Source organism: Amnibacterium sp., assembly GCF_036559085.1.
GTDB lineage: Bacteria > Actinomycetota > Actinomycetes > Actinomycetales > Microbacteriaceae > Amnibacterium.
The window spans coordinates 1-17,887 of sequence record NZ_DATBTU010000066.1; the positions used below are offsets into that span (position 1 = coordinate 1).

The 17,887-nt window shown below is 71.5% G+C and carries 21 protein-coding genes and 2 tRNA genes; 5 read left to right on the forward strand and 18 right to left on the reverse strand.

The window, feature by feature from the left end; all coding sequences use genetic code 11:
• Nucleotides 1-1,090: ATP-dependent Clp protease ATP-binding subunit ClpX (gene clpX / locus VIG76_RS11640; protein ID WP_331954294.1), on the reverse strand; the 1,090-nt coding region annotated here is incomplete at its 3' end.
• Nucleotides 1,091-1,265: 175 nt separating this feature from the next.
• Between clpX and VIG76_RS11645 the strand changes: the two genes are divergently transcribed.
• Complete coding sequence (locus VIG76_RS11645; protein WP_331954296.1) at nucleotides 1,266-2,318, forward strand: alpha-hydroxy acid oxidase; 1,053 nt, start codon at nucleotides 1,266-1,268, stop codon at nucleotides 2,316-2,318.
• 96 nt (nucleotides 2,319-2,414) lie between these two features.
• On the opposite strand, the gene VIG76_RS11650 is transcribed toward VIG76_RS11645, so the two are convergent.
• The 11 genes from VIG76_RS11650 to VIG76_RS11700 all read right to left on the reverse strand — a co-directional run bounded on the left by VIG76_RS11650 (nucleotide 2,415) and on the right by VIG76_RS11700 (nucleotide 11,417).
• Complete coding sequence (locus VIG76_RS11650; protein WP_331954298.1) at nucleotides 2,415-2,996, reverse strand: TetR/AcrR family transcriptional regulator; 582 nt, start codon at nucleotides 2,994-2,996, stop codon at nucleotides 2,415-2,417.
• Nucleotides 2,989-3,849 carry an alpha/beta fold hydrolase gene (locus tag VIG76_RS11655; RefSeq protein ID WP_331954300.1) on the reverse strand — a complete coding sequence of 287 codons (861 nt, stop codon included), beginning with the start codon at nucleotides 3,847-3,849 and terminating at the stop codon, nucleotides 2,989-2,991. Before VIG76_RS11655 ends, VIG76_RS11650 begins: the two co-directional genes overlap by 8 nt.
• Before the next feature lie 190 nt (nucleotides 3,850-4,039).
• A complete protein-coding gene (locus VIG76_RS11660) occupies nucleotides 4,040-4,717 on the reverse strand; it encodes an ATP-dependent Clp protease proteolytic subunit (RefSeq protein ID WP_331954302.1) in 678 nt (225 codons plus the stop codon).
• Between the two features lie 29 nt (nucleotides 4,718-4,746).
• Nucleotides 4,747-5,358, reverse strand: a complete 612-nt coding sequence (locus VIG76_RS11665) for an ATP-dependent Clp protease proteolytic subunit (RefSeq protein WP_331954304.1) — start codon at nucleotides 5,356-5,358, stop codon at nucleotides 4,747-4,749.
• Between the two features lie 331 nt (nucleotides 5,359-5,689).
• Nucleotides 5,690-7,066: a trigger factor gene (gene tig, locus VIG76_RS11670; RefSeq protein WP_331954306.1), complete on the reverse strand. Its 1,377-nt coding sequence runs from the start codon at nucleotides 7,064-7,066 to the stop codon at nucleotides 5,690-5,692.
• Nucleotides 7,067-7,120: 54 nt separating this feature from the next.
• Nucleotides 7,121-7,194, reverse strand: a tRNA-Pro gene (locus VIG76_RS11675).
• A 157-nt stretch (nucleotides 7,195-7,351) separates the two neighbouring features.
• Nucleotides 7,352-7,927, reverse strand: a complete 576-nt coding sequence (locus tag VIG76_RS11680) for a DoxX family protein (protein WP_331954308.1) — start codon at nucleotides 7,925-7,927, stop codon at nucleotides 7,352-7,354.
• A gap of 92 nt (nucleotides 7,928-8,019) precedes the next feature.
• Entirely contained in the window at nucleotides 8,020-8,892 is an 873-nt protein-coding gene (locus tag VIG76_RS11685; RefSeq protein WP_331954310.1) for an LLM class flavin-dependent oxidoreductase, read from the reverse strand.
• Between the two features lie 32 nt (nucleotides 8,893-8,924).
• Entirely contained in the window at nucleotides 8,925-9,692 is a 768-nt protein-coding gene (locus VIG76_RS11690) for a polyprenol monophosphomannose synthase (RefSeq protein WP_331954312.1), read from the reverse strand.
• Nucleotides 9,693-9,920: 228 nt separating this feature from the next.
• Nucleotides 9,921-10,568, reverse strand: a complete 648-nt coding sequence (locus tag VIG76_RS11695) for a DedA family protein (RefSeq protein ID WP_331954314.1) — start codon at nucleotides 10,566-10,568, stop codon at nucleotides 9,921-9,923.
• A gap of 99 nt (nucleotides 10,569-10,667) precedes the next feature.
• Nucleotides 10,668-11,417 carry an ABC transporter permease gene (locus VIG76_RS11700; RefSeq protein WP_331954316.1) on the reverse strand — a complete coding sequence of 250 codons (750 nt, stop codon included), beginning with the start codon at nucleotides 11,415-11,417 and terminating at the stop codon, nucleotides 10,668-10,670.
• Nucleotides 11,418-11,488: 71 nt separating this feature from the next.
• Between VIG76_RS11700 and VIG76_RS11705 the strand changes: the two genes are divergently transcribed.
• Complete coding sequence (locus VIG76_RS11705) at nucleotides 11,489-11,704, forward strand: hypothetical protein (RefSeq protein ID WP_331954318.1); 216 nt, start codon at nucleotides 11,489-11,491, stop codon at nucleotides 11,702-11,704.
• Between the two features lie 30 nt (nucleotides 11,705-11,734).
• Here VIG76_RS11705 and VIG76_RS11710 read toward each other — a convergent pair whose 3' ends face one another.
• Nucleotides 11,735-11,923, reverse strand: a complete 189-nt coding sequence (locus tag VIG76_RS11710) for a hypothetical protein (protein WP_331954320.1) — start codon at nucleotides 11,921-11,923, stop codon at nucleotides 11,735-11,737.
• A 180-nt stretch (nucleotides 11,924-12,103) separates the two neighbouring features.
• Here VIG76_RS11710 and VIG76_RS11715 point away from each other — a divergent pair, with 180 nt between their 5' ends.
• A complete protein-coding gene (locus VIG76_RS11715; protein ID WP_331954322.1) occupies nucleotides 12,104-12,370 on the forward strand; it encodes a hypothetical protein in 267 nt (88 codons plus the stop codon).
• A 211-nt stretch (nucleotides 12,371-12,581) separates the two neighbouring features.
• Here the strand turns inward: VIG76_RS11715 and VIG76_RS11720 are convergent, their stop codons facing one another.
• Entirely contained in the window at nucleotides 12,582-13,511 is a 930-nt protein-coding gene (locus VIG76_RS11720; RefSeq protein ID WP_331954324.1) for an aldo/keto reductase, read from the reverse strand.
• A gap of 49 nt (nucleotides 13,512-13,560) precedes the next feature.
• The gene (locus VIG76_RS11725) at nucleotides 13,561-13,884 is read right to left on the reverse strand and encodes a hypothetical protein (RefSeq protein ID WP_331954326.1); all 324 of its coding nucleotides are present in this window, start codon (nucleotides 13,882-13,884) and stop codon (nucleotides 13,561-13,563) included.
• 191 nt (nucleotides 13,885-14,075) lie between these two features.
• Between VIG76_RS11725 and VIG76_RS11730 the strand changes: the two genes are divergently transcribed.
• A complete protein-coding gene (locus tag VIG76_RS11730) occupies nucleotides 14,076-15,059 on the forward strand; it encodes an Ltp family lipoprotein (RefSeq protein WP_331954328.1) in 984 nt (327 codons plus the stop codon).
• Nucleotides 15,060-15,244: 185 nt separating this feature from the next.
• On the opposite strand, the gene VIG76_RS11735 is transcribed toward VIG76_RS11730, so the two are convergent.
• Nucleotides 15,245-15,315 (reverse strand) — tRNA-Gly (locus tag VIG76_RS11735).
• A 144-nt stretch (nucleotides 15,316-15,459) separates the two neighbouring features.
• On the opposite strand from VIG76_RS11735, the gene VIG76_RS11740 reads away from it, so the two are divergent.
• Nucleotides 15,460-15,825: a hypothetical protein gene (locus VIG76_RS11740; protein WP_331954330.1), complete on the forward strand. Its 366-nt coding sequence runs from the start codon at nucleotides 15,460-15,462 to the stop codon at nucleotides 15,823-15,825.
• Nucleotides 15,826-15,837: 12 nt separating this feature from the next.
• Here VIG76_RS11740 and VIG76_RS11745 read toward each other — a convergent pair whose 3' ends face one another.
• On the reverse strand, nucleotides 15,838-17,265 hold the full coding sequence (locus VIG76_RS11745; RefSeq protein WP_331954332.1) for an amidohydrolase: 1,428 nt from the start codon (nucleotides 17,263-17,265) through the stop codon (nucleotides 15,838-15,840).
• The gene (locus VIG76_RS11750) at nucleotides 17,258-17,887 is read right to left on the reverse strand and encodes an FMN-binding negative transcriptional regulator (RefSeq protein WP_331954334.1); all 630 of its coding nucleotides are present in this window, start codon (nucleotides 17,885-17,887) and stop codon (nucleotides 17,258-17,260) included. Before VIG76_RS11750 ends, VIG76_RS11745 begins: the two co-directional genes overlap by 8 nt.

Consider the following 17,887-nt stretch of genomic DNA (forward strand, 5'->3'; position numbering starts at 1 on the left):
CCAGGTCGGCGATGGACTCCAGCGCAGCGTTCTCGAACTCCAGCTGCACACCGTCGATCTCGAACATCCGCTGGTACTGCTTCACGAGCGCGTTCTTCGGCTCGGTGAGGATCTCCATGAGCGCGTCGCGGTCGAGCGGCAGCACCGTCGTCACGACGGGTAGGCGGCCGATGAACTCCGGGATGAGCCCGAACTTGTGCAGGTCCTCGGGCAGCACCTCGCCGAAGAGGGTCTTCTCGTCGAGCTTCGAGTGCAGCTGGGCGCCGAAGCCGATGCCCTTCTTGCCGATCCGCTGGGAGATGATCTGCTCGAGGCCCGCGAAGGCCCCCGCCACGATGAACAGCACGTTCGTCGTGTCGATCTGGATGAACTCCTGGTGCGGGTGCTTGCGGCCACCCTGGGGCGGGACGCTCGCGGTGGTGCCCTCGAGGATCTTCAGCAGCGCCTGCTGCACGCCCTCGCCCGACACGTCGCGGGTGATCGACGGGTTCTCCGCCTTGCGGGCGATCTTGTCGACCTCGTCGATGTAGATGATCCCGGTCTCGGCGCGCTTGACGTCGTAGTCGGCGGCCTGGATGAGCTTCAGGAGGATGTTCTCGACGTCCTCGCCGACGTAGCCGGCCTCGGTCAGGGCTGTCGCATCGGCGACGGCGAACGGCACGTTGAGCCGCTTCGCGAGCGTCTGCGCGAGGTAGGTCTTGCCGCAGCCCGTCGGGCCGATCAGCAGGATGTTCGACTTCGCGATCTCGATGTCGTCCTTGATCGCCTCGGCCGGCGCGAGCGTGCCACGGGCGCGGACGCGCTTGTAGTGGTTGTAGACAGCGACGGAGAGCGCCTTCTTCGCCGCGTCCTGGCCGATCACGTACTCCTCGAGGAAGGCGAAGATCTCCTTCGGCTTCGGGAGGTCGAAGTCGCTGGGCCCCTCATCGGCGGCCTCCGCGAGGCGCTCCTCGATGATCTCGTTGCAGAGCTCGACGCACTCGTCGCAGATGTACACACCGGGTCCGGCGATCAGCTGCTGCACCTGCTTCTGGCTCTTGCCGCAGAAGGAGCATTTCAGCAGATCGGCGCTTTCGCCCATTCGAGCCATCGAGCGTCTCTCCCCCGGTCAGGTTGCTTGGCGACGAGCCTAACCCGCGCATAGGAAGCCGCCCGCAGCGTGTCGAAGGTGTTTCGCCGGGATGCGGAGTGGGCGGGTCACGGATGTGCGGCACCGGTGCCGATGTGACGGATGTGACGGGGCCGGAACCGGGCAGAATCGCCCCGTGGATGTCGACGCGCTCGAGGCGGCCGCGGCCGCGACCCTGCCCCCGCACGTGTACGACTACTTCCGCGCCACCGCCGGCGGGCCCGAGGTCGCGGAGCGGTCGACGAGCGCCTGGTCGGCGTTCCTGCACCGCCCGCATGTGCTGCAGGACACCGAGCGGATCGACACCGGCACCACCGTGCTCGGCACCCCCGTCACGACGCCCGTGCTCGTCGCGCCGATGGCCCAGCAGGTGGCCGCGGATCCGCTCGGTGAGCGGGCGACGGCCGCTGCGGCCGCGGCCGCAGGGTCGCTGATCGGGATCTCGACGAACACGGCGGTGCCCTTCGCCGAGGTGGCAGCAGCCGGAGCGCCCTGGTGGTTCCAGCTCTACATCTTCAAGGACCGCCCGATCTCGGAGCAGCTGGTCGACCGGGCGGTGGAGCACGGGGCGAGCGCGATCATCCTGACCGTCGACATCACCGGGTTGCGGCATCCGTCCCCCGAGGCGAACTACGCGGTCGATCCGACCGACTGGCCCCTCTCCCCCGCCGCGGACCGGCTCGTCAACCTCGACCCCGATCTGCGCGAGCGGGCACGCGGCGAGGGCGGCTGGTTCGCGCGCGACTTCGGGTTCCGGGCGATCGAGTGGCTGCGCGAGCGCACCGGTCTGCCCGTCGTCGTGAAGGGCGTGCTCCGCGGCGACGACGCCCGGCGGGCGGTGGACGCGGGCGCCTCGGCGGTGCTGGTGTCGACCCACGGGGCACGCGCCTTCGCCACCTCGGTGCCGAGCGCCCGTGCGCTCGCCGAGGTGGCGGATGCGGTCGGCACCGACGTCGAGGTCTACGTCGACTCCGGGCTGCGCAGCGGGATCGACGTGGCCACCGCCCTCGCCCTCGGCGCCCGCGCGGTGTTCCTCGGCCGCCCTGTGATGTGGGGCCTCGCGACCGGGGGTGAGGCCGGGGTGCGGAACGTGCTCGAGAGGGTGCACCAGGAGCTCGTCACCGCGATGGACCTGCTCGGCGCCCCGACCCTCGCCGACCTCACCCAGGACCTGGTCGTCCCGGCCTGACCGCGAGCGATCTGCAGGATCGCGGGCGGTCTGCAGGATCGACACGCGGCGCGCATCCTGCAGACCGCCCGCTGTCCTGCATCCGGCACGGCGGGGTCAGCGGGCGACGGCGAGGACCCCGGCGACCAGCACATCGAGCAGCGCGTCGAAGCTGCGGTCGAGGTCGTCGGGCAGGCCGAAGCCGCCGCCGGACTCGAGCACGGCGAACCCGTGCACGGCCGACCGGACCACGCGGATGGTGTCGATGAGCCGGTCCTCAGGCACGCCGGCGCCGCCCAGGACCGCGCTGATCACCTCGACCGTGTCCGCGGCGGCCAGCCGCACGGCGGCGCCGGCCTCGCCGTCCGCCTCGGGCGCCACCTGCGTCGCGGCGTAGAGGCCGGGATGCTCCCGGGCGAAGCCCCGAACGGCGTGGCCGAGGGAGCGGATGGCCTCCGCTCCCGATCGGCCCACAGTCGCAGCGGCGCTGCGGCGGCCCAGCTCGCGGAGGGCGACCAGGGCGACGCCCTGGCGGAGGTCCGCCAGCGAGCCGACGTGCTTGTAGAGGCTCGGCACAGCGACCCCGGCGGCGGCGGCGACGGCCGCGAGGGACAGCCGGGCGAAGCCATCCGGCGTCTCGTCGACGAGCCGGATCCCGATGTCGACGACCGCGTCGCGGCTGAGGCCCGCCCTAGGCACCTGCGGGCCGCCATCCGGAGCCGTCGCGGAGGCCATCGGCGAAGGCGGCGATCGCCGGCAGCACGAGGTCGGGGCGCTGCGTGTGCGCGTAGTGGGCGGCCTCCGGCACGAGCAGGGTCTGTGCCGCGAGCCGCTCCCCCATCCACTGCAGCTCGGCGGCCGGATCGGCGTAATCGGGGTCGAGCGCCCCGACGGCGATCAGCGCCGGCGCGCGGACGGCGCTCATCCGGGGCTCGACCACCGAGTGGTCGAGCTGCTGGGTGAGGTGCCGGAAGGCGGCCAGCCGGCCGGGCTCGCGCATCGAGGCGGCGATCTCGGCGACGTGCGCCTCGAGTTCGGCGGGCGCGGTCCCGCGGTTCAGCGCGCCCGCGTAGTACCGGGTCCAGAACGGGACGCCCCAGGGGCGCGCGAACAGGAGCCGGAGGAGCAGGCGGTTCATCCGGAGGCGTGCCGCCGACCCCGACTCGCGGAGGAAGGGGCTGAGCAGCACGAGGCCGGCCACGAGGTCGGGACGGTCGGCGGCGGCGAGCACGGCGGCCGAGCCGCCGAAGGAGTTGCCGATCAGGAGCGCGGGCTCGCCGAGGGACGCGAGCAGGGCGACCAGGTCGGATGCGGTCGCCGCGTCGCCCTGCTCTGTGAAGCCGATCTCGCTGCCGCCGTGACCGCGGACGTCGGTCACGACGACGCGGAAGCCGCGCCCGACGAGGTCGGTGACGAGTCCGTCGTAGACGGAGCGGAGGTCGCCCATGCCGGGCACGGCGACGATGACGGGGCCGGAGCCCGTGTCGGTGAAGGCGATGCGGCCGCCGGGACGGCCGAGGTGATGCACATCCGGCGAGATGCTCATTTGCATAGCCAGCAGGCTAGTATCATTAGCCAACGATGTCCATACCCGGTTCCGGCGGCGACCCGTCTGCAGGATCGCGATCGATGTGCAGGACCGGCGCTCGGCGTACGTCCTGCAGACCGCGCACGATCCGGCACCGTGCGCGGGAACGACGAAGGGCGGAGCCGACATGGCTCCGCCCTTCGTGTGCTGCAGATCAGGCCCGGGTGAGCGCCGGGGTCGCCGAGACCTGCTTGCGGGTGGTGAGCACCTGGTCGACGAGGCCGTACTCGAGCGCCTCCTGGCCGTTCAGGATCTTGTCGCGCTCGATGTCGCGGTTCACCTGGTCGACGGAGCGGTTCGAGTGCTTCGCCAGCGTCTCCTCGAGCCAGGTGCGCATGCGCAGCACCTCGGCGGCCTGGATCTCGATGTCGCTCGCCTGGCCGCCCGAGCCGCCGGACGTGGCCGGCTGGTGGATCAGGATGCGGGCGTTCGGCAGCGCGAGCCGCTTGCCGGGAGCACCGGCCGCGGTGATGACCGCCGCAGCGGAGGCCGCCTGGCCGAGCACCACGGTGGAGATCTGCGGACGGATGTACTGCATCGTGTCGTAGATCGCCGTCATCGCGGTGAACGAGCCACCGGGCGAGTTGATGTACATCATGATGTCGCGGTCGGGGTCCTGGCTCTCGAGCACGAGGAGCTGGGCCATGATGTCGTCCGCCGAGGCGTCGTCGATCTGCACGCCGAGGAACACGACGCGATCCTCGAAGAGCTTGGCGTACGGGTCCTGGCGCTTGAAGCCGTAGGCCGTGCGCTCCTCGAAGCTCGGGAGGATGTATCGGGACGATGGCATCATCGGCAGCGAGCCGGCAGCCTGGAAGGTGGGGGTGTCCATGGAGAGTGGTGTCCTGTCTTGTACGGCGATCAGAGGTTCGCGGCGCTGACGGTCTGGCGGCTGTCCGTGCCGCCGCCGCCGGTGACGTCGGAGGCCGACGCGCGGATGTGGTCCACGAAGCCGTAGTCGAGCGCCTCCTGGGCGTTGAACCAGCGGTCGCGGTCGCCGTCGATGTTGACCTGCTCGACGGTCTTGCCGGTCGCCTCGGCGGTGATCTGCGCGAGCCGGTTCTTCATGTCGATGATGAGCTGCGCCTGGGTCTGGATGTCGGACGACGTGCCACCGAAGCCGCCGTGCGGCTGGTGGAGCAGCACGCGGGCGTTCGGCGTGATGTAGCGCTTGCCCTTCGTGCCCGCGGTCAGCAGCAGCTGCCCCATGGAGGCGGCCATGCCGATGCCGACGGTGACGATGTCGTTCGGGACGAACTGCATCGTGTCGTAGATCGCCATGCCGGCCGTGATGGAGCCGCCGGGCGAGTTGATGTAGAGGAAGATGTCCCGCTCGCTGTCCTCAGCGGCGAGCAGCAGGAGCTTCGCGGCGATCTCGTTCGCGTTCTCGTCGCGCACCTCGCTGCCGAGCCAGATGATGCGGTCGCGCAGCAGCCGGTCGAAGACGCTGGGCTGGGGGCTCATGTCGGCCATATCGGTACGACTCCTTGTTCGGTTTCGTGGTCTGGCGTCAACGCTACTGAGCGCGGCCGACCGTCCCGGCGATGTTCGCCGTCGGCAGAGCCTCCATCCGCCGACCTCCCAGGCGCGGCCGTCGGGCCCAGCGTCTGCTGTCCGCACCGACGACTGTCGGCGCTGCAGCGGCAGCAGTTGTCCGAGCGGACAGCAGATGCGCGGGGTCCTGCAGTCGGCGTCCGAGAGCCCGACCACCGCGGGCCCTGAGACGACGAACGCGTCGCGATTCGAGTCGCATCCACCGAGGGGATGCGGCTCGGATCGCGACGCGAACGAGGAGGTGGTGGGCTCAGGCCTTCGGCGTCGCCTCGGGGGCTTCGGGCTCGTCGGCCGAGGGCTCCTCGGCGGCGGGCGCCTCGAGCGCCTCGTCGTCCTCGAGCTCGGGCGTCGGGGTGACGACGAAGTCGGAGAGGTCGACGGGGTTGCCGTCGGTGTCGACGACCTTCACCTGGCCGAGCACGACGCTGATGGCCTTGCTCCGCGCGACCTCGCTCATCATGGAGGGCAGCTGGTTGTTCTGCTGCAGCACCTCGACGAACTCCTGGGGCTGCATGCCGTACTGCTGCGCGCTCTGCACGAGGTACTGCGCGAGCTCGTCCTGCGAGACGCCGATCCGCTCCTTCTCGGCGACGGCGTCGAAGAGCAGCTGCGACCGGAAGGCCTTCTCGCTCGACTCGGCGACCTCGGCGCGGTGCACGTCGTCCTCGAGCCGGCCCTCGGACTCGAGGTGGCGCTGCACCTCGTCGTCGATGAGCTGCTGCGGGACGGGCACGTCCACCTGGGCGAGCAGGGCGTCGGCGACCTTGTCGCGGGCCTCGCTGACCTGCTCGAAGCGCTTCTGCCGCTCGACCTGCGACCGTACGTCGGCGCGGAGCTCGTCGAGGGTGTCGAACTCGCTCGCCATCTGGGCGAACTCGTCGTCGAGGTCGGGCAGCTCGCGCTCCTTGACGGCGAGGACGGTGACGGCGATCTCCGCCTCCTCGCCCTCGTGCTCGCCACCGAGCAGCGTCGACTTGAAGGTGGTCGACTCGCCCGCGGTGAGCGACTCGAGCGCCTCGTCGATGCCCTCGATCAGCTCGCCGGAGCCGAGCTCGTAGGAGATGGCGTTCGCGGAGTCGACCTGCTCGTCGCCGATCGTGGCGGTGAGGTCGATCTGCACGAAGTCGCCGGTGGTGGCCGGGCGCTCGACGGAGACGAGGGTGCCGAAGCGGCTGCGCAGCTCGTCGAGCTGCTGGTCGACGTCCTCGTCGGTGACGACGATCGGGCTGACCGCGACGGTGAGCGCGCCGAGGTCGGGGACCTCGATCTCGGGCCGCACGTCGACCTCGACGGTGACCTGCAGGTCGCCGGAGAAGTCGGATGCGTCGGGCCACGCGGTGATGTCGGCCTCCGGTCGGCCGAGCGGGCGGAGGTCGTTCTCCTCCACGGCCTGGCGGAAGAACGTGTCGAGCCCCTCGCTGACGGCGTGCTCGAGCACGGCGACGCGGCCGACGCGCTGGTCGATGATGGGCGGCGGCACCTTGCCCTTGCGGAAGCCGGGGATCGCCACGTCCTGCGCGATGTGGCTGTAGGCGTGGTCGATGCTCGGCCGCAGCTCGGCCGGCGGGACGGAGATCGCGAGCTTGACGCGGGTCGGGCTCAGCTTCTCGACGGTGGTGGTGACCATGGCGGTCTCGCGATTCCTTCCGGGATGCACTCGGCATCCGTCGTTCCAGGCGGGTCGGGGCGACAGGATTCGAACCTGCGGCCTCCCGCTCCCAAAGCGGGCGCTCTACCAAGCTGAGCTACGCCCCGCGATCCGTCAGCGGACTTCGGGACGCGGCCCGTCCGGCCCGCGGAAGCGGGGACCGCCTCGTGTGGGCGGCCGAACGGCCCGGTCGAGTCTAGGCCACGCTCGGCGCGCCGCTCAGCGGGTTCGCAGACCGGCCGCCGGATCAGCGGGGCCGCGGGGTCAGATCGCGGCGTCCGCGGACTCCGCGGTGGCGCCCGCTGCCGGGTCGTCCGTCGACACGTCGCCGGAGCCGGTCGAGTCCTCGGGCGGCGCCATCCGTTTGCCGACCTCGATGGCGGCCGTCGAGCCCGCGAAGCCCGCCAGCACGGCGAAGAGGCCCCAGCCGAGACCCCAGCGGCGCTTGCCGATGAGCGCGTCGAACGAGAGGTCGCCCGGGCCGTCGTTGGTGAGACCGGCGACGACCGACATCAGCACCGCGTTGTACTCCCAGCCGCCCGCGGAGTTCCAGGGGCCGTTCTTGCCGTGCACCTTGCGCACCGCGGTCGCCATGGTGCCGATCAGTGCGGCCGCAGCGAACGGCGTGCCGGCACCGAGGGCGATGCCGGCACCGCCGACCGTCTCGCTCAGCGCGGCCGCCCGCGCGTTCACCTTCGCGGGTTGCATGGAGAGCGCGGTCATCATCTGCTCGGTGCCCTCGAGGCCTGGCCCCCCGAAGGCGCCGCGCAGCTTCTGCAGTCCGTGCCCGACGAAGAATCCACCGACCACCAGTCGGACGATCAGCTTCCCGAAGTCCATGGGACACCCCTTCCGTAGGACGCCGCGGAGCGCGGCACCGGAGCACGGTACGCGCGCCGGACCGACCGAGGCTGTGGATCCCCGAGACGCGGTCAGGCGACGAGCGGGCGCACCTGCCGGCCGAGGAAGCGGAAGAAGCCCTCCGGGTCGGGCTCGGTCGAAGTCGGCTGGATCACGACCGTGTCGACCCCGGCGTCCGCCCAGCGCCGGACGGCCGCCGCGATCGTCTCCGCGTCGCCCGCTGCGCCCACGTCCGAGCCGTCCGGGAACTCCCAGGCGCGGCGCTCCGCCTCGAACCGCTCCTCGGCGCCGGGGCCGGTCGCGGCGAGCATGAAGCAGACGACCCGGAAGGGATCGGTGCGGCCGGCGGCCGACCGGGCCGCCTCGATCCGGGTCAGCGCCTCGCGCGCCTGGTCGGGGGTGGTGCCACCGGTGAGGATGACGCCGTCGGCCTTCGCCCCGACGAGCTCGAGCGTCTTCGGGCCCTCCGCGCCGGCGAGCACCGGGACCCGCTGCTGCGGCGGCCAGTCGAGGCCCACGTCCGTGAGCTTCACGTACCGGCCGTCGACGGTGAGGCGCTCCCCTGCGAGCAGCGGGCGGAGGGCGTCGAGGTACTCGCCGAGCAGCGTGAGCGGCGACGCGACGCGGGCGCCGATCCAGCCCATCCACTCGAGCACACCGTGCCCGACGCCGATGATCGACCGGCCGGGGAAGAGCCGCTCGAGCACCGCGGCCTCCATCGCCAGAGTGGCGACGTTGCGCATCGGGACGGGCATGAGGCCAACCCCGACGCGGAGCCGCTCGGTGAAGGCGAGCGCGGCGGTCATCGGAGCGACGCCGCTGCTCTTGAAGCAGTCCTCCCAGAGCCACAGCTCCTCGAGGCCGGCCTCGTCGGCGGCGCGGGCCACGTCGCGGAGCCGCTCTGGGGCGAACTGGGGCAGGAAGACGGCGCCGAGGGTGGTCATCGGGCCATCCTCGCGCACTCCCCCGACGCGGGTCAGGCCTTGGCGCCGGGGGCCGGCCGGCGCCGGCCACGCAGCCGCGCGATCCGCCGCTGCACGCCCCACACCGTGACCCGGCGCATGGCCTCCACGACGATCGCCTGGCTCATCTTGCTGCTGCCCTGCTCGCGCTCGACGAACGTGATCGGCACCTCGCGCACGTCGAGCTGCTTGTCGGATGCCCGCAGCGCGAGCTCGACCTGGAAGACGTAGCCCTCGCCGCTGATCGTGGCGAGGTCCAGGCCGCGCAGGGCCGCCGACCGGTAGGCGCGGAAGCCGCCGGTGATGTCGCGGAGTGGGACGGAGAGCATGGCCCTCGCGTACCGGTTGCCGGCCACGGAGAGCAGCCGGCGGCGGAACGGCCAGTTGACGGTCTTCCCTCCCGGCATCCACCGGGTCCCGAGCACGACGTCCGCGCCGTCGAGCACGGCGGCGAGGAGCCGCTCGAGGTCCTCCGGCCGGTGCGACCCGTCGGCGTCCATCTCGACGAGCACGTCGTAGCCGCGCTCGAGCCCCCAGGCGAACCCGGCGAGGTAGGCGGCGCCGAGGCCGGCCTTGCCGGCGCGGTGCAGCACGTGCACCCGCGGGTCGCGCTCCGCGAAGCCGTCGGCGATGGCCCCGGTGCCGTCGGGGCTGCCGTCGTCGATCACGAGCACGTCGACGGAGGGCTTCACGTCGGCGAGCCGCGTCAGCAGCACCGGGAGGGACTCGGCCTCGTTGTACGTCGGCACGCAGACGAGCGCGCGGAGGTCGGGTTGCGACATGCGGGACCTTTCTTGGTGAAGTCGTGGGCCGTTCAGGCCGGGGCGCACCGCATCCACGATCGCGCTGCCGCTGCATGCGCGGCGGAGGCGGACCGCGGCAGGTTCGCGGCGCACCGCGTCCCTGCGGAGCCGAGCCCCGGCGTTCGCCTGCCGTTCATCTTGGCCAAGACAAGGGCGGATGCGTAACCGCGCGCCCGGTGCGGCGCATGTCGAGCGGCCCGGCTCCGATCACTGGGCAGCGGCGTCCGGCCGTGCGTCGACCCCGGTCTCGGCCCGCTCCTGCTTGCGTCGCGCCGACCGCTTCCGCAGGTACTCGATGACGATCGGCAGCACGGAGACCAGCACGACGAGGGCGAGGATCACCTCGAGGTTGTTCGCGACGAACGGAAGACCGCCGAGCAACGAGCCGACGACGGTGACCCCGACCGCCCAGAGGAAGGCGCCGAGCACGTTCCAGGGCACGAACTTGCGGTACGGGTAGCGGGCGCTGCCCGCGGCGAGCGGCACGAACGTGCGCACGAAGGGGACGAATCGGCCGAGCACGAGGGCGCGGCCGCCGTACCGCTCGAAGAACGCCTCGGTCGCCCGGAGCCGTGACGTCTTCAGGACCTTCGCGTCCTCCTTGAACATCCGCGTGCCGAACACGTGGCCGATGAGGTAGCCGACCTGATCCCCCGCGACCGCTGCGACGAACCCGACGAGCGCGATCACCGGCACCGAGAGCCCGAGCTGCACGTGGAGGAGGCCGGCGGAGACGAGGAGCGAGTCGCCGGGCAGGAACGGGAAGAGCACACCGGATTCGATGAAGACGATCACGGCGATCGCGACGAGCGCCCAGGGCCCGAGCGATTCGAGGAAGGGTCCGGGATTCAGCACCGCCCAAGGGTGCTGGATGCGGTCTAAGGATCCGCGGAAGGTGACGATCTTCTCGGCGTTTCGCCATGTGGCCCACAGCGGTTCCGGGGGTGTCGGGGATCAGCGAGGCGGGTCGGGGCGCACCCGCACCGGTGCGAGCACGCCGACCACGATCGCCGCCGTGATCGACCCCGCCGCCATGATCGAGGCGAGCACGACGATCTGGAAGCGGCCGGCCTCGAGCGGCGAGACGCCGCCGAAGATGGCGCCCACGAAGGCCCCTGGCAGGGTCACGAGCCCCGTCGTCTTCGTCTGGTCCGTCGACGGGATGAGGGCGAGATGCACCGCACGGCGGGCGAGGTCGCGGGTCGACTCCCGCGGCGCCGCCCCGAGCGCCAGCCAGCCCTCCACGTCGTCCCAGTGCTCGTGGACGGACTCGAGGAAGCGCCGGCCGGCCAGCGTGGCGATCGACATCGAGTTGCCGATGACGATGCCGCCGATCGCGAGGGCGTAGCGGGCGGTGAGGGCGAGCGCGCCCGTGCCGAACACCACGCCGAGCGCGACCAGCACCCCGGCGGCCATCGCGCCGGCGACCAGCAGCAGGTGCCGCCGGTTCCACCCGAGCCGACGGGTCGCGGTCGCCGTCGCGACGCCGAACATCACGAGCAGTGCCACCGCCACCCACAGCGGGCTCGTGATGACGCCGGCGAGCACGAGGCTGATCACCGCGAGCTGCGCCGCTCCACGCAGGATCGCGAGGGTCGGGCCGAAGCGCTCGGGCGCTCGGGTCCAGGTGAGCACGGCGATCGTCACGGCCGACAGCACGGCGACGCCGAGCAGGGTCGGTGCGAGCGCAGCAAGGGTGATCACGACTCACGGTATCGAGGCGGCGCTGCGGTTCCGCCTCGGCGGCTCCTCGGCGCACGGTCTACGATTCGGCCATGCCGCAGATGACGGACGAGGCCCCATGGCTGCGACCCGCGTTCGACGGCCTCGAGCAGGCCGAGACCACGAGCCTGACGCAGCTGCTCCGCGGGCACGCCGAGCCCGCGACACCGGCGCATGCCGAGCATCCGGTGCGATCGGTCGTCCGGACTGCGGGCGCGTTCGGCCTGGTGCTCGCCGCCAGCGTGTGGCTCGGCCACTCACGCCCCTGAGCTGAGCATCCCCGCACGCTTCCGCGCGGATCAGCGTTCGGGCTCCAGCACCTTCCGGATGGTGCGCACGAGCAGTACGAAGCCGACCACCATCACGAGGAAGCCGACGGGACGCCAGATCATGTCGTCCGTGCTCGCGGCAACGGTCGCACCCGCGACGGTGAGCAGGAACTCGAGCGTCGCGGCATAGAAGAGCCCGTTCCAAGGCGCGCCGACCATGCGTCCGAGGCTACGCGCGCTCGGTGCACCCACTGCGCGCATCGAATGCTCCCTCAGGAGGCTGACGGCCGCCACCGGGCGACCTCGAAGGTGTGGTAGCGGATTCCTTGCAGCGCTGGAATCTCCCGAAGTGGGGAGAAGTGTGCCCAGGAAACCGGGGGTACCGTCGGCCCCCTACCCATGAGCTACATCGAACTCCCCGTCGCCGAGTACCGGCGCCGGCTCGCCGCGCTTCCCGCACGCCCGGCAGACGCCGCCGACGCAGCGGCGGCGCAGCCCGGCCCCTCGGTCGGGGACGTCGCGGTGCGGGCCGCCCGCTCGCGGTATCCGAGGGCGTTCGCGGCGCTCGACGCCGAGCAGAGTCTCACCGCCGAGGAGATCACGGAACGCGAACGGCTCATCATGGCGGCGATCGACGCGGTGCAGGGCGCTCCGGACCAGACCTGAGGCCGCCCGCGACCACGCCGTCCGCCCACCATCCGCACGCGAGGCAGAGCAGGCCCTCCGCTTCCCGTGATCCGGGCGCGAAGGTGAGCGCGAGGCGGTCGGCGCCGCAGCGGGAGCAGGTCATGCCTCGAAGGGGTATTCGAGGCCACCGACAGCCGCCGGCGATGCTCCCGCAGCACCGCCGGCAGCCGGCTCGGTACGCCGCTCCGGATCAGGGCAGGATGTGCCCGGCGTCCGTGAAGAGGCCGTACCACTCCTCGCGGGTGAGCGGGATCTCGGATCCGGCGGCCGACTCCCGCACGCGCTCGGGCTTCGTGGTGCCGAGGACCACCTGCATGTTCGCGGGATGCCGGGTGATCCAGGCCACCGCGATGCCGGTCGGCGTGACGTCGTACTTCGCGGCGAGGGCGTCGAGGCGGTCGTTCAGCTCGGGGAAGGCCTCCCGGTCGCCGAGGAAGACGCCGTCGAAGAAGCCCTTCTGGAAGGGCGACCAGGCCTGCAGCGTGATCCCGTTGAGGCGCGCATGATCGAGGATCCCGTTGTCGCGGTCGATCGACTGGTCCAGGCCCTTCATGTTCGCGGCGATGCCCTGGCCGATGAGGTTCGCGTGCGTGATGCTCAGCTGCACCTGGTTGAACAGCAGCGGCTGGCGCACGGACCGCTTCAGCAGCTCGATCTGCCCGGGCGTCTGGTTGGAGACTCCGAAGTGGCGCACCTTGCCCGCATCCGCCAGCTGGTCGAACGCCGCGGCGACCTCCTCCGGCTCGACGAGGGTGTCGGGGCGGTGCAGCAGGAGCACGTCGAGGTACTCGAGGCGCAGGGCCGCGAGGGACTCGTCGACGGCGGTGAGGATGTGCTCCTTCGAGAAGTCGAAGAAGCCGTCCTGGATGCCGACCTTGCTCTGCACGATGACCTGCTCGCGCTCCGACGGCGAGAAGCGGATCGCCTCACCGAAGCGGGTCTCGCAGCCGTGCGGGGAGTCCCCGTAGACGTCGGCGTGGTCGAAGTAGGTGATGCCGGAGTCGCGGGCGGCGCCGACGAGGGCCTGCACCTCGGCGTCGCTGAGCGACTGGATGCGCATCAGGCCGAGGATGACGTTGGAGACGGTGGCGTCGAAGCCGGGGATGGCGAGGTTCTTCACCGCTCCGTTCTACTCGCGCCCCACCTGTGAGGCGGCCGGTGCGCCGGCGTCATGCGTCCTGCGGCGTCTCGGTCTCCGACTCGTCCTGCGGCAGCGCATAGGAGTCGTACTTCTCGATCTGGTCCCGCATGTACTGGATCGCGTCGCTGTTGTCCGGCTCGGGCAGCTTGGAGTGGGTGCTCTCCGCCATCAGCACGGTGCCGGAGTTGAGCAGGAACAGCGCCTCGACGAGCTCGCCGTCGATGCCGAGCGAGCGGATGCTCACGCTGTCGGCGCTGCCCACCTTGCCGAGGAGCGCCGCGTAGCGGATCAGGAGGTCGGCGACGTCGTCGCCGACGAGGAACGACTTCTCCGCCATGGTCACGTGCTTCATCCGGAAACCGTAGGCAGAAGGGCCGAGCGGTTTCAGGGGGTTGACTGGAGGACTTCCGGGTGGGCTGCGGGAGAAGGACGTACAGGGCATCCTCGCCCCCTGAAAAGGCCCGTTTCGAGCGACCCCCGCTTCCCCGGGCACGCGGGCGTGTCGCCGATCCCACATCCCTGGAGTCGGCCGCGGTCGAACCTATGTTCCTCGCCGTGACTGCCCCAACCCCCGTTTCCCCTCAGCCCGCGAAACCCGTCAACAAGACCGCGCGAACCGCCCTCATCATCGCGATCGTCGCCTTGGTCCTGGGCTCCATCTGGTTCCTCGGCTTCGTCACGTGGATCGTGGCGGGCGTGGCAGTGATCCTCGCGATCGTCGGACTCACGCGGCCTCAGCTCCCCAAAGGCTTCGCGATTGCAGGGCTCATCGTCGGACTCATCGCTCTCGTCGCCGGGCCCGCGACTGCGGTCACCAACGTGGTGAGCGCCGTTTCGGGTTCCCCGTCCTCCGACACGGTCGCGATCGCACCGTCCTCAGCGCCGACGGACACCGCCCAGCCGGCAGCAGCGGCCACGACGACTCCTGCTGCTGCGCCGAGCGACATCGCCGTGCCCGACGTCGTCGGTAAGGAAGGGGACGTGGCAAAGGCCACGATCAAGGAGGCGAATCTGATCGTGAACTTCGATGCCGGCAACGACACGGTCCTGCTCTCGGCCAACTGGACCGTGACGGGGCAGAGCCCCGCCGCAGGTACCAAGGTCGCCGCCGACTCCACCGTGACCCTGAAGGTCGTGAAGACGAGCACCCTCCCCGCGAGCCAGGCTGCGGCATCTGCTGCTCCTGCGGGAGACTCATCGGCGCCCGCGGCGCCTGCTGTCCCCGCCGAATACCTGGCCGCCCTCGCGTCGGCGCAGGACTACAACGACCAGCAGTACATGAGCAAGCTGGGCCTCTACAACCAGCTGACCAGCCAGTACGGCGAGCAGTTCTCCAAGAAGGCCGGCCAGTACGCCGTCGATCACGTGAAGGCCGACTGGAACGCCAACGCCCTGGCGAAGGCCAAGGACTACCGAGAGCAGCAGCACATGTCCTCTGCCTCGATCCACGATCAGCTCACGAGCTCTTACGGCGAGAAGTTCACGCAGGCGCAGGCCGACTACGCCATCGCGCATCTGAACGACTGATCGAGATCAGGGGGTGGAGGCAAAGATGCCTCCACCCCCTGATCATTCGAGAGACGCCGACACTGCGCGGGAACGTCGAAGCGCGAGCGAACCTGCGCACCCCAGTCCCGAGCCGCTTGAGGCCTGACGGACCTCTCGCCCCAGGCCCGAAGCCGACGAAGAGCCGGTCCGAACGCCGCATTCGGAGGGGATGACGGGAATCGAACCCGCACCATCAGTTTGGAAGACTGAGGCTCTGCCATTGAGCTACATCCCCGCGTCGCGGCGGACCGCGGCCGGATCAGGGTACCGGACCTCCCCGCCCGGCGAGGGACGGAGAGCCGCCCGGCGCTCATCCGCCTTCCAGGCTTCGTTGCGACCGTCCATGCAGAGTCGTCAGCAGCGGGCGGAAGGAACGGGCGTGAAGCGCATCTCGATGGGGACGGACACGCTTGTCACGGACGGGCGGCTCGCCGACCTCCTGACCGACTACGCCCGGCAGCTGGCGCGCTCCGGCACCGCCGACACCGTCGTGCTGCCGGTCGCCCGCGAGGGCGCAGCCGAGCAGGCGACCGTGCTGCTGGGACCGGCGAGCCAGATCACCCTCACCGAGAGCCACGACGAGGAGGTCGACGACGTGGACCTGCCTGACGTCGAGGCGGTGATCGCCGACCTCAGACGGCGCCTCGACCGGCTGGCCGGCCACGGCGGCATGACCGGGAACGAGGACCCCGACGAGCACGAGTCGTTGGAGGAGGGCTTCCCCGACGACGAGCCGCAGCACTGAGGCCGCAGCCGCTCAGATCGCCCGGTGCGTGAACCGGCCGCCGACGAGCGTGGCCGCGACCGCGTCGGCGCTCATCCGCTCGGGCGGCAGGTCGATAAGCACGAGGTCCGCGGCGTCGCCGACCTGCGGATGAGGGCGGCCGCGCGTCGCCGCGGCGAGCGCCTCATCGACGGTGATGCGCTGCTCCGGATGCCACGGCGGCTGGTCGTCGTCGGTGCGGTGGACGGCCGCGCCGATCGCCAGCCACGGGTCGAGGGACGCCACCGGCGCATCCGACCCGAACACGAGCGTGGCGCCCGCGTCGAGCAGCGAGCGGAACGGGTAGGTGCGGCCGGTGCGGCCCGGCCAGTGCTGCTCGGCGACGTCGCGGTCGTCGAGCAGGTGCGCCGGCTGCACGCTCGCGGTCACCCCGAGCGCCGCGAATCGCGGCAGGTCGGCGTCCGCGACGAGCTGCGCGTGCTCGATCCTGCCGTGCGCGCCGGTCGCGGCGTAGGCGTCGAGCACCTCCGTGACGGCCGCGTCGCCGATCGCGTGGATGGCGGGCACGAGCCCGACGGCGGACGCGCGGCGGAGCAGGTCGCGGAGCCGCTCCCCCGGGATCGTCAGCAGGCCGTGGCCGCCGTCGGGATAGGCATCGGCGGTATAGGCCGTGCGGGTGTTCAGGGCGCCGTCGGCGAGCGCCTTCATCGGGCCCACGCTGATCAGGCCGCGCTCGTCGATCGGGTCGCCCGTGCGCAGCCCCTGCGCCTCGGCCCGGTCGAGGTCCGCGGCGTAGACGGCCGCCTCGATGCGCAGCGCGTCGAACCCGGCGGCCGCGCGCCTTGCCCAGCTCTCGGCGTTCCAAGCCATCTCGAAGTCGACGACCCCGACGACACCGGAGCGGGCCGCGCGGGTGGCGAGGCCGGCGACGGCCGCATCCGCATCCGCGTCGCTCAGCCGGCGGACGGCGCGCGAGACGGCGAACGCGGCGTCCTCGCGCAGCAGACCCGACTCGTCGAGGTCCACGCCGAAGCTGCGGCCGGCGGCGCTGTTCAGCCAGACCGCGTGGATGTCGTGGCTCTGCAGCACGACCGGCCGCTCCCCCGCGGCGGCGTCGAGCAGCGCGCGGGTCGGCAGGTCGGGCCAGACCCCGTCGCGGAAGCCGAGCCCGACGAGCGGGCGGCCGGCGGGCAGCGCCGCCGCGGCGGTGCGGACGAGCGCCGCGGCCGCGGCGGCGGATGCAGCCGTGCCGAGCGACAGCCAGGTGCTCGCGAGCGCGGCCTGGGTGACGTGCACGTGCTCGTCCCAGAGGCCGTGCAGGAGGCGGCGTCCGTCGGCGTCGAGGACCTCCGCGCCATCCGCCTCGATTTCGGGAGCGATCGCGGCGATCCGGCCACCGGCGAGGCGCACGTCGACGACGGCGTCGCTGACGAGGCAGCGCCGCAGGAGCAGGTCAGGCACGCCGCTGCCGCGCCTCCCGCATCAGCGCGGCGAGCGCCGGCTGCGCGTACGGGCCGTCGCCCTCGAGGTGCTCGATCACCGAGTCGACGATGTGGGTCGGACGGTTCTGGCTCAGCTTCGACTTCGCGGTGACGGACGTCGGGGTGAGCCGCATCCCCACCGTGCCGGACTGGAGCCGCTCGGCGTACGCCGCATCCGCGGGGTCGGCGAGCATCCGCCGGGGTTCGGGAACGCGGTCCTCGAAGTGGTCGACGAGCCTGCCGAGCACGGCGAAGTTCTCCTCCGCCGACAGGATCTCGGGAACGCCGCGCAGGTGCGCCGCCACGAAGTTCCAGGTCGGCACGGCCGGGTTCGCGTCGTACCAGGACGGCGAGATGTACCCGTGGGGGCCCTGGATCACGACGAGCAGCTCGTGCCGCCCGAGCTCGTGCACCAGGTCGTCGGGACGGCCGACGTGCGTGAGGATGCTCAGCTCCTCCCGGTCCTCGTCGACGACGACCGGGTAGTGCGACGCGACGAGGCCATCCGCGGTGTCCGACACGATCGTCGCCCACGGGTTGTCCCTGATCAGCTGCTTGATCGCCGCCGGATCCGCCAGGGAGAAGCTCGGGTTCTGCCGCAT

Bases quoted from the DNA above. Each gene is read 5' to 3' on its own strand.
- VIG76_RS11655 (WP_331954300.1), bottom strand. From the start codon at position 3,849: ATGCAAATGAGCATCTCGCCGGATGTGCATCACCTCGGCCGTCCCGGC.
- VIG76_RS11660 (WP_331954302.1), bottom strand. From the start codon at position 4,717: ATGGACACCCCCACCTTCCAGGCTGCCGGCTCGCTGCCGATGATGCCA.
- VIG76_RS11665 (WP_331954304.1), bottom strand. From the start codon at position 5,358: ATGGCCGACATGAGCCCCCAGCCCAGCGTCTTCGACCGGCTGCTGCGC.
- tig (WP_331954306.1), bottom strand. From the start codon at position 7,066: ATGGTCACCACCACCGTCGAGAAGCTGAGCCCGACCCGCGTCAAGCTC.
- VIG76_RS11680 (WP_331954308.1), bottom strand. From the start codon at position 7,927: ATGGACTTCGGGAAGCTGATCGTCCGACTGGTGGTCGGTGGATTCTTC.
- VIG76_RS11685 (WP_331954310.1), bottom strand. From the start codon at position 8,892: ATGACCACCCTCGGCGCCGTCTTCCTGCCCCAGTTCGCCCCAGAGCGG.
- VIG76_RS11690 (WP_331954312.1), bottom strand. From the start codon at position 9,692: ATGTCGCAACCCGACCTCCGCGCGCTCGTCTGCGTGCCGACGTACAAC.
- VIG76_RS11705 (WP_331954318.1), top strand. From the start codon at position 11,489: ATGCCGCAGATGACGGACGAGGCCCCATGGCTGCGACCCGCGTTCGAC.
- VIG76_RS11710 (WP_331954320.1), bottom strand. From the start codon at position 11,923: ATGGTCGGCGCGCCTTGGAACGGGCTCTTCTATGCCGCGACGCTCGAG.
- VIG76_RS11715 (WP_331954322.1), top strand. From the start codon at position 12,104: ATGAGCTACATCGAACTCCCCGTCGCCGAGTACCGGCGCCGGCTCGCC.
- VIG76_RS11725 (WP_331954326.1), bottom strand. From the start codon at position 13,884: ATGAAGCACGTGACCATGGCGGAGAAGTCGTTCCTCGTCGGCGACGAC.
- VIG76_RS11730 (WP_331954328.1), top strand. From the start codon at position 14,076: ATGTTCCTCGCCGTGACTGCCCCAACCCCCGTTTCCCCTCAGCCCGCG.
- VIG76_RS11750 (WP_331954334.1), bottom strand. From the start codon at position 17,887: ATGCGGCAGAACCCGAGCTTCTCCCTGGCGGATCCGGCGGCGATCAAG.